At 67.2% G+C, this 14,889-nt stretch carries 14 protein-coding genes; 5 read left to right on the top strand and 9 right to left on the bottom strand.

From position 1 onward, the window contains the following. Positions 1-74: 74 nt before the first annotated feature. Entirely contained in the window at positions 75-488 is a 414-nt protein-coding gene (gene fos / locus QM470_RS20275) for a fosfomycin resistance glutathione transferase (RefSeq protein ID WP_283340517.1), read from the top strand. Here the strand turns inward: fos and QM470_RS20270 are convergent, their stop codons facing one another. Next, positions 489-989 (bottom strand): PIN domain-containing protein, encoded by a 501-nt coding sequence (locus tag QM470_RS20270; RefSeq protein WP_283340516.1) that lies wholly within the window; start codon positions 987-989, stop codon positions 489-491. After that, positions 986-2,290 (bottom strand): THUMP domain-containing class I SAM-dependent RNA methyltransferase, encoded by a 1,305-nt coding sequence (locus tag QM470_RS20265; protein WP_283340515.1) that lies wholly within the window; start codon positions 2,288-2,290, stop codon positions 986-988. Before QM470_RS20265 ends, QM470_RS20270 begins: the two co-directional genes overlap by 4 nt. Before the next feature lie 140 nt (positions 2,291-2,430). Between QM470_RS20265 and QM470_RS20260 the strand changes: the two genes are divergently transcribed. Beyond that, positions 2,431-2,802, top strand: coding sequence for a hypothetical protein (locus QM470_RS20260; RefSeq protein ID WP_083520633.1), 372 nt, complete (start codon positions 2,431-2,433; stop codon positions 2,800-2,802). Positions 2,803-2,853: 51 nt separating this feature from the next. Here the strand turns inward: QM470_RS20260 and QM470_RS20255 are convergent, their stop codons facing one another. The 7 genes from QM470_RS20255 to argS form a co-directional block, all read right to left on the bottom strand. Further along, positions 2,854-3,867, bottom strand: a complete 1,014-nt coding sequence (locus QM470_RS20255; protein ID WP_283340514.1) for a ribokinase — start codon at positions 3,865-3,867, stop codon at positions 2,854-2,856. A gap of 203 nt (positions 3,868-4,070) precedes the next feature. Continuing rightward, entirely contained in the window at positions 4,071-5,636 is a 1,566-nt protein-coding gene (locus QM470_RS20250; protein ID WP_283340513.1) for an RNA polymerase factor sigma-54, read from the bottom strand. 54 nt (positions 5,637-5,690) lie between these two features. Continuing rightward, the gene (gene lptB, locus QM470_RS20245; RefSeq protein ID WP_098065964.1) at positions 5,691-6,470 is read right to left on the bottom strand and encodes an LPS export ABC transporter ATP-binding protein; all 780 of its coding nucleotides are present in this window, start codon (positions 6,468-6,470) and stop codon (positions 5,691-5,693) included. Continuing rightward, positions 6,467-7,108: a lipopolysaccharide transport periplasmic protein LptA gene (gene lptA, locus QM470_RS20240; RefSeq protein ID WP_218334069.1), complete on the bottom strand. Its 642-nt coding sequence runs from the start codon at positions 7,106-7,108 to the stop codon at positions 6,467-6,469. Before lptA ends, lptB begins: the two co-directional genes overlap by 4 nt. A gap of 154 nt (positions 7,109-7,262) precedes the next feature. Further along, complete coding sequence (locus QM470_RS20235) at positions 7,263-7,913, bottom strand: thiol:disulfide interchange protein DsbA/DsbL (RefSeq protein ID WP_066541485.1); 651 nt, start codon at positions 7,911-7,913, stop codon at positions 7,263-7,265. Positions 7,914-7,982: 69 nt separating this feature from the next. Further along, on the bottom strand, positions 7,983-8,672 hold the full coding sequence (locus QM470_RS20230; protein ID WP_218334068.1) for an SPOR domain-containing protein: 690 nt from the start codon (positions 8,670-8,672) through the stop codon (positions 7,983-7,985). A gap of 18 nt (positions 8,673-8,690) precedes the next feature. After that, on the bottom strand, positions 8,691-10,400 hold the full coding sequence (gene argS, locus QM470_RS20225) for an arginine--tRNA ligase (protein ID WP_272971708.1): 1,710 nt from the start codon (positions 10,398-10,400) through the stop codon (positions 8,691-8,693). Positions 10,401-10,695: 295 nt separating this feature from the next. On the opposite strand from argS, the gene QM470_RS20220 reads away from it, so the two are divergent. From QM470_RS20220 to QM470_RS20210, 3 genes are all read left to right on the top strand, one after another. After that, positions 10,696-11,247 (top strand): sigma-70 family RNA polymerase sigma factor, encoded by a 552-nt coding sequence (locus QM470_RS20220; RefSeq protein ID WP_272971707.1) that lies wholly within the window; start codon positions 10,696-10,698, stop codon positions 11,245-11,247. Continuing rightward, positions 11,240-12,214, top strand: coding sequence for a FecR domain-containing protein (locus QM470_RS20215; RefSeq protein WP_283340512.1), 975 nt, complete (start codon positions 11,240-11,242; stop codon positions 12,212-12,214). The genes QM470_RS20220 and QM470_RS20215 overlap by 8 nt, the downstream gene beginning before the upstream one ends. A gap of 197 nt (positions 12,215-12,411) precedes the next feature. Continuing rightward, positions 12,412-14,877 carry a TonB-dependent siderophore receptor gene (locus QM470_RS20210; RefSeq protein WP_283340511.1) on the top strand — a complete coding sequence of 822 codons (2,466 nt, stop codon included), beginning with the start codon at positions 12,412-12,414 and terminating at the stop codon, positions 14,875-14,877. The last annotated feature ends 12 nt before the right edge of the window (positions 14,878-14,889 follow it).

Below are 14,889 nucleotides of genomic sequence, written 5' to 3'. Positions count from 1 at the left end.
GGTGAGCGGCCGGCGCCCACTGCCCTAGGATGAAAAGGTATTTGCGCACTCCCCAGCCATCCCCACGCCACCCCATGCTGACCGCACTGAACCACCTGACCCTGGCCGTGACCGATCTGCCGCGCAGCCTGGACTTCTACACCCAGGTGCTGGGCTGCCGCCCGCATGCGCGCTGGGATGGGGGCGCGTATCTGACGCTGGGCAGTCTGTGGATCTGCCTGTCACCGGATGCGCAGCGCGTGTCCGTCAGCAGCCCGCCGGACTACACCCACTACGCCTTCAGCCTGTCGCAGGCCGACTTTGCGCCCTTTGTAGCGCACGCCCGCGCCCTGGGCGTGCGCGAATGGAAGACCAACCGCAGCGAAGGCGATTCCTTCTACTTTCTGGACCCCGACGGCCACGCGCTGGAAGCCCATGTGGGCACGCTGGAAAGCCGGCTGGCGCAGTGCCGGCGGCAGCCCTATGCAGGCATGCAGTTCTTTGACTGATCAGGCCGCTACGGCGGCCGGCTCGGCGGCGTCCAGCACCACCACATTGCCCACCGTCGCACCGTAGTGCGTGGCCACGCGCTTGCGCTGCTTGAGCACGGCGCGGTCCTTGCTGACCAGCACTGCCTGGTGCAGGCTGGCCAGATCCAGGAAATGCTGGTCGTCCGGGTCGGTACAGGTGAAGCGGATCTTGGGCGCCTCGGCCACGTATTCGACGGCCGCGTCAAAGTCCGCCATCACGCCTTGCGGCGTCTTGCCGTAGTAGCTGACGCGCGGCGCGATCTGGCTGTAGTGGAGCACGCGCTCCAGCTCGATGCGCTGGGCCTGGTCGGCAATCCAGCGCACTTCGCCCCGGGCGACCAGTTCCCGTATGGAGGGAATGTGCGGATCGTCAAAGATCAGCATGTCCAGCACCACATTGGTGTCCAGCACCATGGGACGCGGCAGCGGACCGGCATAGCCGTCGTTGCAGGACGGCCAGCGCAACGGAGCGATTTTCATGCCCCGTGCCCTTCGGCCCCAGGGCCTTGCGGTGCGCCGGAGGCACTCTCCTGCTTGCGGGGCTTGGTCGAGCCCTTGACCATGTCGAAGCAGAACAGACGGCATTCGATCGGGCCATTCCACATCGGCGTGCGGCGCGATTCCTTGAGGCGCATCTTGCCGGGCAACTTGAGGTCGGGCGTCAGCATCCACGCACTCCAGCCGCTGTAGTTCTTCTTCCAGTGGCTGGCCAGCTGGCTGAAGAACTCGCCGCCATCTTCGGTCTGCGCGGTTTCGCGGCCTGCGCGCTCCACCTGCCCCATGCGCTCGGCAGCGTTGCGGCCGGCGGAACCGGCCGCGGCGATCCGCTCGCCATAGGGCGGGTTCAGAATCAGCATGCCCGGCTGCTCGCAGGGCGGCATGCGCTGCAGCGCATCGCCGCCGCGCAGCTGGATGGTGTCGGCCACCCCCGCACGCTCGGCATTGCGCTGGGCAAAATCCACCATCCGGAAGGCGATGTCGGAACCGTAAATGCCCACGGGCGACTCGGGCAGGATGGCGCTTTCCGCCTCATCCAGCATGGCTTCCCAGACATGGCGCTGGAACGGCACCAGCTTCTCGAACGCAAAGCGGCGCAGGATGCCGGCGGGAATCTTGCGCGCCATCTGCGCGGCCTCGATCACCACGGTGCCGCTGCCGCAGCAGGGGTCGTACAGCGGCTGCGGGTTGTCGCCATGCGGGTCCCAGCCGCTGGCGGCCAGCATGGCGGCGGCCAGGGTTTCCTTCAGCGGGGCGTCGCCCTTGTCCTCGCGCCAGCCGCGCTTGAACAGCGCTTCGCCCGAGGTGTCGATGTAGATGGTGGCGCCGTCGGTGGTCAGGTGCAGGTGCACGCGCACATCGGGGTGGTGCGTCTCCACGCTGGGGCGCACGCCGTGGCGCTTGGCGCGGAAGCGGTCGGCAATGGCGTCCTTCACACGCAAGGCGGCAAAGTTCAGGCTGGTCAGTGGGCTGTGCTGGGCCGTGACCTCGATCTTGAAGGTCTCCTGGGGCGAAAACCAGATCTCCCAGGCCACCTCGCTGGCCGCGCGGTACAGATCGTTCTCGTTGCGGTACATGCTGTGCGACAGCTCGATCAGCACGCGCTGTGCCAGGCGGCTGTGCAGGTTGAGCAGCAGGGCGTCGCGCCACATGCCGCGCAGCATCACGCCGCCCCGGCCCACCAGCAGGTCTTGCCCGGTGGCGCCGGTGATGGCGTGGACCTCGTCGGCCAAAAAGCCCTCGACGCCGGCGGCGCAGGGCAAAAACAGGTGCAATTGGTTCATAGCAAGCCGCCAAGGATACGCGAGACACCCCGGCCACGGCGCGCGGTGGAGTTTCTGCGTCCCCCCTGTCCGGACCGTCCAGGCTCCCCTGCTGGCCTCCCGGACACTCCGCACCGCCGGGATTTGCGTACGATGCGGGCATGTCTACGCATTTCCTGACCTCTGTCCCGGCACTGGCCCGTGTCCGCCTGCTGCTGGCTGCTTCGGCCCTGGCCCTGCTCAGCGCCTGCCAGTCCGCGCCCACCCAGCCGGCAGCGCCTGCCACCGCCGGCCAGGCCATGCCCGCCGCAGCCACCGCACCTGCTGTGGCCGAACCCCAGCCGCTGGACGAAACCCCGGAGCCGCCGATTCTGGGCAAGCGCACCGACAGCCATGGCTGCAAGCCTTCCACCGGCCATGCCTGGTGCGAACGCACCAAGAGCTGCGAACGCCCCTGGGAGCTGGCCCTGCAGCGCGGCTTTGAAAACACCCCGGCGGGCTGGCACGCCTACTGCGACGGCAGCACCCGCTGAGCACGGCACGCCTGCAGCCCGGCACGGCGGCTGGCGTGCTCGCCCCGCCGCCTACTGCACATGCAGCGGGCTGGCCACGCCACCGGCCAGGGCTTCGACCTGGGCGCGCTGCGGTATGGAAGCCTGGGCGCCCACCTGGCCCATGCACAGGCTGGCGGCACGTATGCCCCACTGCACGGCGTCGCCCAGGGCATGGCCTTCGGCCAGCCGGGTGACCAGTGCCCCCAGAAAGCTGTCGCCCGCCCCCGTGGTGTCCAGCACCGGCAAGGCCAGCGCGGGATGGGTGCTGACACGCCCGCCGCACACGGCCACCGCCCCCTGAGCGCCCAGCGTGACCACCACCTGGGACACGCCCCGCGCCAGCAGGCGCTGGGCGCCGTCGGCTGCCGTGGCCGGGCTGTCCACCACCTGATCGCTGTAGGCGGCGGCTTCGACCTCATTGACCACCAGGGTGTGGACCAGGGGCCACCAGGCTTCGGGCAGCTCGCGCACCGGTGAAGGGTTGAAGACCACGCGGCAGCCAGCGCTGCGGGCCGCCTCCAGCACCTGCTCCAACACGCTGTCCGAGGTCTCGCGCTGCAGCAGCACGAAATCGGCCTGGGCCAGCACATTCAGCAGTGCCTCATCCGGCAGCTCCAGCAGCACATTGGCGCCGGGCACCACGCAGATCCGGTTCTGGCCATTGCCCTCCACCAGCACCATGGCCGCACCGGTGGAGACCCCGTCCAGCACCTGCACATGGTCCATGTCCACGCCGGCGTCGTGCAGCGCCAGCCGCAGGCTGTTGCCATGGTGGTCGCGGCCGACGCAGCCAAACAGCGTGACCTGGGCGCCGTGGCGTGCGCAGGCCACTGCCTGGTTGCCGCCTTTGCCGCCGGGCAGGTAGCGCAGGCTGTGGGCCATCACGGTTTCCCCGGCCCGGGGCACGCGTTCCAGGTGCAACACCGCATCCATGTGCAGGCTGCCCACCACGGCGATGCGGGCCACGCTGTGCGGGTGATCGGGTTCGGGCTGCGCCGACAGCAGCTTGCGAGGCAGCGCGGAAGAAGAAAGCGGTGCAACCATGGGGTGTCTCCTTTGCTGCCAACGGCCGTGGCATGTGCGGAATGAACCAAGGATGGCTGCACGATACCTCCAACTGCCGACGCTGCCCAGCCGGTTTGCACGGGTCTGGGGGATTGCGGCAACGCAGCATGCCCGCAGGGGCTCCGCCACCGCAGGCTGTGGCCTCACCGGGCGTCCCGCAGCCCTCTGCAGCCCCGCTGCGCTTACAGCGTCTTGCGCAGATTGGCCGGCGCGATCTTCAGCGCCTCACGGTACTTGGCCACGGTGCGACGGGCGCATTCGATGCCCTGCTCCTTGAGCATTTCGGCGATCTGGCTGTCCGACAGCGGCTTCTTGGCGTTCTCGGCCGAGACAAACTGCTTGATCAGCGCCCGCACCGCCGTGCTGGAGGCATTGCCACCGGTTTCCGTGCCCAGCCCGGAGCCGAAGAAATACTTGAGCTCGAAGGTGCCGTGCGGCGTGGCCATGTACTTGGCGGTGGTCACCCGGCTGATGGTGGACTCGTGCAGGCCCAGCTCGTCGGCGATGTCGCGCAGCACCAGCGGGCGCATGGCCAGTTCGCCGTGCACGAAGAAGTTCTTCTGCCGCTCCACGATGGCGCGCGACACCCGCAAGATGGTGTCGAAGCGCTGCTGCACGTTCTTGATGAACCAGCGCGCCTCCTGCAGGCGCTGCTGCAGGCCGGCATGGCCTTCGCTGCCCTTGTGGCCGCGCAGCGCACCGGCATACACATCGTGCACGCGCAGACGCGGCAGCACGTCGGGGTTGAGCTGCACGTTGAACTGGGGCGTGCCTTCGCTGGCACGGCGGCCGGCGCGGGTGACGATCACGTCCGGCACGATGATGTTGCGCTCCACATTGACAAAGCGCCGGCCGGGCCGGGGCTCCAGCCGGGCGATCAGTGCCATGGCCATGCGGGTGCGCTCCTCGCTGCTGCCCGTGGCCTGCATCAGGCGGCGCACATCGCGCCGGGCCAGCAGGTCCAGCGGCTGGGCGCAGATGGTCAGCGCCGTCTCCACCACACTGGCCTCGGCCTCACCGCGCTGCAGCAGATGGTTCAGCTGCAACTGCAGGCATTCGGCCAGCCCCTGGGCGCCCACGCCCACCGGCTCCAGGCTGTGCAGCAGCCGCAGTGCCACGGTGAAGCGGTGCACCAGCTCGTCGAGCTGTTCCGGGTCGTCCGTGCCGGCCAGGCCCTCGGCCAGGGACTGCAGCGACTCTTCGAGGTAGCCGTCGTCGTTCAGGTTCTCGATCAGGAAACGCAGCACATAGCGGTCCAGCTCGGACAGGTGCAGCGACAGCGACTGGCGCAGCAGGTGGTCGGTCAGCGATTCATGTGCACGGGCCAGATCCAGGGCGCTGACTTCATCGCCATCGCCGCCCTGTGCGTTGCGCGCCGGGGCATCGCCGCCCCATTCGCTGTCATCGGGGCGCAGTTCGCTGGTGCCGTCGCCCTCCCAGTCGGGGGCATCGTATTCCGTGCTGCCGGGGCCTTCCGCACTGTCGGCGGGCGCCTCCGCAGCCCCTGCCGTCAGCGCGCCATCGGCGGCATAGTCATCGCTCTGCGCCGGCGTATCCGACTGGGACAGGCCGAAGTCTTCGCGGGGGGCGTCGTCGCTGTCGACTTCCAGAAACGGGTTGTCGTCGAGCATCTGCTCGACTTCCTGCGCCAGCTCCAGCGTGGACAGCTGCAGCAAGCGGATCGACTGCTGCAATTGCGGCGTCAGCGCCAAATGCTGCGACACCCGCAGTGACAAACCAGGCTTCAACGCGACGCTCCCTCTCTGTGATCTTGTATGTGTCGTGGCGGCGGAAGTGGCGGGCTACATCCTGAAATGTTCGCCCAGGTAGACCCGCCGGACGTCGGCGTTCTCCACAATCTCTTCCGGTGTGCCCTGCGCCAGCACATGGCCGTCGCTGATGATGAAAGCGTGGTCGCAGATGCCCAGCGTCTCGCGCACGTTGTGGTCGGTGATCAGCACCCCGATACCGCGCTCCTTCAGGAAGCCGATGATGCGCTGGATCTCGATCACCGCGATGGGGTCGATACCGGCAAACGGCTCGTCCAGCAGGATGAAGCGCGGCTGCGTGGCCAGGGCCCGGGCAATTTCCACGCGGCGGCGCTCGCCACCCGACAGCGCAATCGCCGGCGAGGAGCGCAGGTGGTCCACGCGCAGCTCCTTGAGCAGATCGGTCAGGCGCCGCTCCACCTCGGCCTTGGTCAGGGGCTTGCCCTGTTCGTCCTGCTGCAGCTCCAGCACGGCGCGGACATTGTCTTCCACGCTGAGCTTGCGGAAGATCGAGGCTTCCTGCGGCAGATAGGACAGGCCCAGGCGCGAACGCTGGTGGATGGGCATGTTCGCCACCGAATGGCCGTCGATGTAGATGTCGCCGGCATCGCTGCGCACCAGGCCCACGATCATGTAGAACGAGGTGGTCTTGCCCGCGCCATTCGGGCCGAGCAAGCCCACCACTTCGCCTTTCTGCACGGCCAGGGACACGTCCTTGACCACCTTGCGGCTGCCATAGGACTTGGCCAGATGGTGCACTTCCAGGCGGCTGCTGGCGCCTGGGGCGGTCGGGGTGTCGGAAGAGCGGGTCACGGGTTGCGCAATTTCATGGTGTCCGAAGGCTTGAGCGGCTGCGCACTCGGCGCCACCGGGGCCTGCGGGGGCTGGGTCTTGGGCGCCAGCACGGCGCGCACGCGGCCACCGGAGCCGGCAGCCGCTTCCTCGCTGCCCGGCGTGGCGCGGCGGTTGCCGTCCACGGTGAACACATCGGTCAGGTTGTTGTAGGTGATGATGTTGCCGGTGATGTCGTCACTCAGCGTGGCGCCGGTGTAGCGACGCAGCTGGCCCCGCTGGATCAGGCGCACATCGTCCTTCTTGCCGTCGTATTCGATGATTTCGCCTTCGCCTTCCACGTACTCTTCGGGTGCACCGGGCTGGGTGTCGCGCTTTTGGCGGAAGAACGCGCGCTTGCCGGGGGCCGCCCAGACCTTGCCGAACTGGTAACCCTCGGCGTCCTGGCGCACTTCCAGCTTGGCGCCGCGCAGCACGATGGTGCCCTTGGTCAACACCACATTGCCCGTGAACGTGCTGACCTGCTGCAGCTCGTCATGGTGCAGCGCATCGGCTTCAATGTTCATGGGCTTGTTGCGATCGGCCTTTTCGGCCTGTGCCGTGCCCATGGCAGCTGCCAGGACCGTCAGCGCGAGTATCGGGAGGAGTTTGCGTGTCATGTGAGAAGGCATGAATCTTGCAGCCATTGTAGGGCACTGGTTTTCCCCAGGGCTGCCCTGTGGGCGACTCGCAGGGAAATCGACACAAAAAAGCCCGCTGGAAAGCGGGCTGTGTGCAGGGCGGTCAGGCCCTGCCGGGCGAAAGCGGGACCGCTCAGGCCTTGCGGCTCTGGTTGGCCAGGTAATCCACCACATTCAGCACGTTCTGCATGCTGCCGGCACGGGGGCCGTCGGTGTAGAACTTGCCGGCCACGCCCATGGAAGGCACGCCCTCCACATCGTATTCCTGCTGCAGCGCCGAAGCCTTGCGCACCTGGTTGGCCACGGTGAAGGAGTTGTAGATCTCCTTGAACTTGGCCACGTTCGCGCCCTGCTTGCCCACCCATTCGAAGATGGCGTCATCGGTGGCCAGCTTGTTGCGCTCCACGTGGATGGCGTGGAACACCTTGACGTGCATGGCGTCGAAGTTGTCCATGGCCTGCAGCGTGAAATACAGCTTTTGCTGGGGCACGAAGCTGGCGTTGAAGGCCACGGGCACACGGCGCACCACCACATGGGCGGGAGCCTTCTGCTTCCAGGCGGCGAATGCCGGCTCGAAAGCGTTGCAATGCGGGCAGCTGTACCAGAAGAACTCGACCACTTCCACCTTGCCGGCAGGTGCCTCGGTGGTGGCGGGCTTGGACAGTTTCACATAGTCCTTGCCTTCCTTGGGGGCGGCGGCCTGGGCATGGGCGGTCGCAGTGGCGCCCAGGGCCATGGCAGATGCGACCGAGGTGACGGCCAAGGAAAACTCACGGCGTTTCATCAAAGCTACTCCTGTTAGGGGATATTCACTGCCCAGTCAGAGCCGGGCCGTGGCAAAAAGTTCTGCCGGTCAGCGCTGCACGCGCACCAGGGCCGAATCCACCCCGGCGCCGTCGAGCTTGCCCTTGAGCTGCTCGGCGTCATCACGCTTGCCGAACGGACCCACCCGCACCCGGAACACGGTACGGCCGTTCTGCTCGCGCTCGCTCACGCGGGCTTCCCAGCCCAGCATGGCCAGCTTGGCGCGCTGGGCATCGGCGTCGGCCTGGGTGCGGAAGGCACCCGCCTGCACAAAGTAGTCGAAACCGTCCGAACCCGAGGCAGCGGCGGCCTTGGCTTCCGACTGCTTGAGCTTCTGGTTGGCCAGGTCCCCCAGCGGGTCGGCCGAAGAGGCCTTGCCGTCAGGTTTCTTGGCGTCCTGCACCGGTGGTGTGGCCGGCGGGGTGCTGACACCCGTGGCAGGGCCGCTGGTCGGTGGCGTGGTGGGCGTGGCCACCGGCGGCGCAGTGGGCGCCACGGGCTGCTGGGTCACCGGTTGCGTCTGCGTCTGGTTGGCCGGGTTCTTGCCGTACAGCGGCGAGTTCGGGTCCCAGTTCTTGTTGCGTTCGGCTTCCTTGGCCTCGGTGTCCTTGGGGGTCTTGGTCAGGAAGGGCACCGGCACCTTGGTCACATAGACCGCCACTGCCAGAGCGGCCCCCAGGCCGATGATGATGCCCAGGATCAGCCCGATCAGGGTTCCGCCACGTTGCTTGGTCTTCATAGTTTTGCGAGTCAATGCTTACATACGCTCGGGCGCGGACACGCCCAACACCGCCAGACCATTGTGCAGCACTTGTGCCGTGGCGGCGACCAGGGCCAGACGCGCCAGCTTGACCGCTTCATCGTCCACCAGGATGCGCTCGGCGTCGTAGTAGCTGTGGTAGCTGGAGGCCAGATCGCGCAGGTAGAAGGTCACGTCGTGCGGGGCATTGCCTGCGGCGGCGGCGCTCAGCATCTCGGGGTACTTGGCCAGCAGCAGCATCAGTGCCTGGGCCTGTGGACCTTCCAGCGCGGACAGGTCCACCTTCTCCAGCGCAGGCACGCCCGCGCCGCCGGCTTCCTGCCAGGCGCGCAGCACGGACTGGATGCGGGCATGGGCGTACTGCACGTAGTACACCGGGTTGTCGTTGTTCTGGGCCACGGCCAGATCGACGTCGAAGGTGTATTCGGTGTCGGGCTTGCGCGAGAGCAGGAAGAAGCGCACCGCGTCCTTGCTGGTCCACTCGATCAGATCGCGCAGCGTCACATACGAGCCGGCACGCTTGCTGATCTTCACTTCCTCGCCATTGCGCACCACGCGCACCATGGTGTGCAGCACATAGTCGGGGTAGCCCTGGGGAATGCCGACATTGGCCGCCTGCAGACCGGCGCGCACACGGGCGATCGTGCCATGGTGGTCGGTGCCCTGGATGTTGACGACCTTGCCGTAACCGCGCTTGAACTTCTGGATGTGGTAGGCCACATCCGGCAGGAAGTAGGTGTAGGTGCCGTCGGTCTTGCGCATCACGCGGTCTTTGTCGTCACCGTAGTCGGTGGACCTGAGCCACAGTGCCCCGTCCTGCTCGTAGGTGTGACCGCTTTCGATCAGGCGCTTGACCGTGTCTTCCACATGGCCGTTCTGGTACAGGCTCGATTCGAGGTAGTACTCGTCGAACTTGAGGTTGAAGGCCTGCAGATCCTTGTCCTGCTCGTTGCGCAGATAGGCCACGGCAAAGTTGCGGATGTTGTCGTAGTCCTCGACATCGCCGTTGGCGGTGAACTCGCGGTCATCGGCCTTGACGGTTTCCTTGTTCAGGAACGCCTGGGCAATGTCGGCAATGTAGTCACCGTTGTAGAAATTCTTGGCCAGCGGGTTCTCGCTGTCGGTCGGCCAGCATTCGTCACCGGGCTTGAAGCCCTTGGCGCGCAGCTGGGTGGACTTGGTCAGGGTGTCGATCTGCACGCCCGCGTCGTTGTAATAGAACTCGCGGTGCACCTTCCAGCCCTGGGTGGAATACAGATTGCTGATGGCATCGCCAATCGCCGCCTGGCGGCCGTGGCCCACGTGCAGCGGGCCGGTGGGGTTGGCGGAGACAAACTCGACCAGGACGTTCTCGCCACGGTCGGCCTGGAAGCCGAAGCGGGCGCCCTGCGCCAGCACTTCGCGCACGATTTCCTGCTTGGCAGCAGGCTTGAGGCGGATGTTCAGAAAGCCAGGACCGGCGATCTCGATCGCATCCACCCACTGCTGGAACGCGGGCGTGGCTTCCAGCGCGGCCTTGAGCTGTTCGCCCAGTGCGCGGGGATTGGCCTTCAGAGGCTTAGCCAGCTGCATGGCCGCCGTGCAGGCGAAGTCGCCATGGGCTGCCACCTTGGGGTTTTCAAATGCGGCGCGGGCGCCGGCGCCGGGCGAAAGTGTTTCGAGCTCGGCAGCCAGGGCTGCGAGCAAATCCTGTTTGACGGAAAGCATCGGGGGATTTTACGTGGCTGCCCATATCTTGCCGGCGGCCCGTGGCCACACCCTTGAGGCCGTGCTGTCGGCCAGGGGCCGGGCAGAGGGAGCCGGGGCCCGCTGAAACGCCCCGAAAAGCGGCATCCGCCCTTGCGCCACATACACAAACAGCTCCTCTTTTTACATTTTCACAAAACTTCGCTGACCGCCACGGGGCGCCGCCAGCGTGCCATTCCCCCGCACACCGTGGCGATGCCACTACACCACACCAAACAAATAACAATCATTCTCATTCAAGAATAGAATCGCCCGCATGTCCCCGCCGCATCCGCCGTTCGACCCCATGCAGCAGGCCCAGCAACTGTTCGCGGGGCACCACCCCTGGCTGCTGTCCCGGCTGAAGGCCCGGCTGCGCAACACGGCCGAGGCTCAGGACGTGGCGTCTGAAACCTTTTTGCGGGTGGTCGCTGCGCCGCAGCCGATGCGGATCGACGAACCGCGCGCGTTTCTGACCACCATTGCCCAGCGCCTGCTGTTCACCTTGTGGCGGCGGCGCGAGCTGGAGCGCGCCTACCTCGAAGCCCTGGCCCAGCGCCAGGACGAACTGGCCCCTTCCCCCGAAGAGCGTGCGCTGCTGCTGGAAACGCTGGAAACCATTGCCCAGGCCCTGGAGGGCTTGCCGCTCAAGGCCCGGCAGACCTTTCTGCTCAGCCAGCTCGATGGACTGACCTACCATGCCATTGCCGAGCAGCTGGGCATTTCGCACAGCACGGTGCGCCGCCACATGACCGAAGCATTTCGCCGCATTGCCATCGCCCAACTGCAGCAGCAGGCAGGCGTCCCCCGGGCGGCCCGCCATGGCTAGCCGCGCCAGTACCCCACTGGACAGCGCCACCGAAGCCGCGATCGGCTGGCTGGTACAGCTGCATTCCGGCGACATGGGCGCACCCGAGCGCAACCGCCTGGCGCAGTGGCTGGACGCCGACCCGCAGCACCGCACCGCCTGGGAACAGCTGCAGGCGCCGCTGCAACGGCTGCGCGTACCGCAGCCCGCCGCCGGGCGCCTGCTGAGCGACACCCTGGCCCGTGCCGAGTCCCGCACCCGCAAACGCCGCCAGGTGCTGCGCGGGGCCCTGGGCCTGGGCGGCGTGGCCGTGGGCGCCACCTGGCTGGCCGACCGCCACCAGCCCGTGGCGCAATGGAGCGCCGACCTGCGCACCGGTACCGGCGAGCGGCGCGAATTTCTGCTTCCCGATGGCAGCCGCCTCACGCTGGATGCGCGCTCGGCCGTGGACCTGGATTTCCGCCCCGGCCACCGCCGCGTCCGGCTGCGCCAGGGCGCCCTGCTGGCCGAGGCCACACCCCGGGCCGATCTCGGCCCGGCCTTCACCGTGCACACCGTGCATGGCCAGGTGCAGGCCCTGGGCACCCGCTTTACCGTGCGCCTGCAGGACACCTCCAGCCTGGTGGGCATGCTGGAGCACAGCGTGGAAATCACCACCGCCAGCGGCCAGCAGCGCCTGTTGCACGAAGGGCACAGCGCCCGCTTCAATGCCACGGACATCGAGGATGCCGACACGCTCAGCCCCGAAGGCACGGCCGCCTGGCGGCACGGCATGCTGCAGGTGCACGACCAGCCGCTGGCCGAGGTGGTGCAGGCGCTGCGCGCCTACCGCCCGGGCGTGCTGCGCATCGCGCCGCGTGCGGCGGCCCTGCAGGTCTATGGCACCTATGCACTGGACGACACCGACCGCGCCCTCACCGTGCTGGCCGAGACCCTGCCCATCACCGTGCACCGCGCGCTCGGCGGCTGGCTGGTGACGATCGAGTAGGGCCGCACGGAACAGAAACCGGGCATCCCGCGGGCTGCGGATGCCCCCACCCTCCGCAGCCACAGCGCTGCCATGCCCCCCGACCGGCTTCCCGTACCCTGCCCGCGCAAAAAAATGAACACTTTGTGCGGGCTGTTCGACAAGCCATGGACACCTTCAGGTTTTGTCCTTTGTCCACCTTTGTCGAAAGCCTTTGCATGCTGCACCCCTGCCCCCTGCCGTTGCGCGCCCTGGCCGCCGCGGCCCTGGCCTGCGCCTTGAGCGCCCACGCCCAGACCGCCACCCCCGCGGGCCCCGCCGCCACCACTTCCACCGCCGTCCGCAGCTATGACCTGCCGGCACAGCCCCTGGGCAGCGCCCTGGCCCGCATTGCCGCCGACAGCGGCCAGCAGATCAGCCTGGATGCCGAGCTGGTGCGCGGACGCACCGCACCGGCCGTGCGCGGCAGCTACACCGCCGAGCAGGCCGTGCGCGCCGCGCTGGCGGGCAGCGGACTGGAACTGGTGCGCACCGGCGCCGGCAACTGGTCGCTGCGCACGCAGTCCACGCCCGCCCCACGGGCGGCAGGCGAAGCCCCCAACCTGGGCGAAGTGCGCGTGAGCGCCGAGGCCACACGCAGCGCCACCACCGAGCACACCGGCAGCTACACCGCTCGCGCCGTCACCATCGGCAAGAGCGAGCAGCCCCTCAAGGACATTCCCCAGTCGGTCAGCGTGGTGACGCGCCAGCTGATGGACGAGCAGAACGCCACCTCGGTCTACGACGCCCTGGCCAGCACCACGGGCATCACCTTGCTGCAAAGCCCGCAGGGCGGCAAATACATTTACTCGCGCGGCTTTGACATCGCCACCCTGCAGTACGACGGGGTCAATGTGCAGCGCCTGTACGGCCGCTCCAACAACTACAACGGCAGCACCGCCATCTACGACCGCGCCGAGATCCTGCGCGGCTCGGCTGGCCTGCTGCAGGGCGGTGGCGACCCCAGCGGCGCCGTCAACCTGTCGCGCAAGCGCCCGCTGAAGGAAGGCGGCGTCAGCGTCACGGCCAAGGCCGGTTCCTGGGACCGGTATGCCACCCAGATCGATGGCAGCAGCGCGCTGAATGCCGAAGGCACGCTGCGCGGCCGGGCCGTGCTGGACGTGGAAGACGAACACTCCTTCATCGACTTAGTCAACCGCCGCAACACCACCTTGTACGGCACGCTGGAATACGACCTCTCGGCCCAGACCCAGGTCAGCATCGGCGCCAGCTACGAAACCTTCAAGGGACGGCCCTTCATCTCGGGCCTGCCGCGCTACAGCGACGGCAGCGACATCCGCCTGCCGCGCTCCACCTACCTGGGCGCCAGCTGGAACCGCCAGGACAACAGCACCCAGACCATCTACGCCGACCTGTCGCACCAGTTCAACGACCAGTGGCGCGCCAAGGTCTCGGCCATCCATGTGCAGGAAGACGTCTACCTCAAGTACGCCTCCTCCCAACGCACCGTCAACCCCGCCACCGGACTGGGCGGCACCGTGGCCAACATCACCGATGCCAGCCAGACAGCCTGGGGTATCGACGCCAACCTGACCGGCGAGTTCGCGGCTTTCGGCCGCCAGCACGAGCTGGTGCTGGGCGCCAGCTACAACCACACCCGGGCGGACACAGACTACGCCTCCAAGACCCCGTTCACTCCCATCGATGTGTTTGCGCCCAATCCCTACCGGACCGAACCCACCGATGCCGAGATCCGCTACGCCAACACCGAAAACCGCCTGGCCACGTCCCGCCAGCTGGGCGCCTATGGTGCGCTGCGCCTGCAGCTGAGCGACCCGCTCAAGCTGGTGGTGGGTGGTCGTGCAGCCTCCTACCGGACCATCTGGGACACCACCGTCACCACGCTGGGCGTCGCCACGCCCTCGTCCACGCTGCAGGACAACAACCGCTTCATGCCGTTTGCGGGCCTGATCTACGCGGTCAACTCCAGCTGGTCGGCCTACGCCAGCTATGCCGACATCTTCAACCCCCAGTGGTCACTGGATGCGGCAGGCCAGAACCTCAAGCCCATCCAGGGTGCCACCTATGAAATCGGGTTGAAGGGTGAACTCTTCGGCGGCCGCGCCAACACGTCCTTCGCCCTGTACCGCGTGGACCAGAAAAACCGTGCCACCGAAGACCTGGCCTCGGGTGCGAACTGCCGCGACGGCTATTACTGCTACACCGACGGCGGCCGGGTGCGCAGCCAGGGTTTTGACGCCGAAATCAGCGGCGAGCTGGCGCGCGGCTGGAACCTGTTTGCCGGCTACACCTTCAACCGCAACACCTACGAGCGCGACATCAACAACCAGGGACAGGACTTCAACACCTATACGCCCAAGCACATGCTGCGTGCCTGGACCACCTACCAGCTGCCCGGTGCATGGAGTGCCTTCACCCTTGGCGGCGGTGTGAATGCGCAAAGCGCCTCCTACCGCAAGGTGGGCACCGTGAGCATCCAGGCCCCGGGCCGCGCGGTGTGGAGCAGCTATGTGCGCTACCAGATCAACAAGCAGTGGCAGGCTTCGCTGAACTTCAACAACATGTTCGACAAGCGCTACTACACATCGATCGGCAACCTGGTCAACAGCAGCCACTACGGCGATCCCCGCAATGTGATGCTGACCCTGCGCGGCAACTTCTGACGCAGCGGCCCG

Origin of the sequence: Comamonas sp. 17RB (assembly GCF_030056555.1) — a bacterium.
Taxonomy (GTDB): domain Bacteria; phylum Pseudomonadota; class Gammaproteobacteria; order Burkholderiales; family Burkholderiaceae_C; genus Comamonas; species Comamonas terrigena.
The sequence above is the reverse complement of the archived record's forward strand: the minus strand, read 5'-3'. Positions and strand labels throughout refer to the sequence as shown.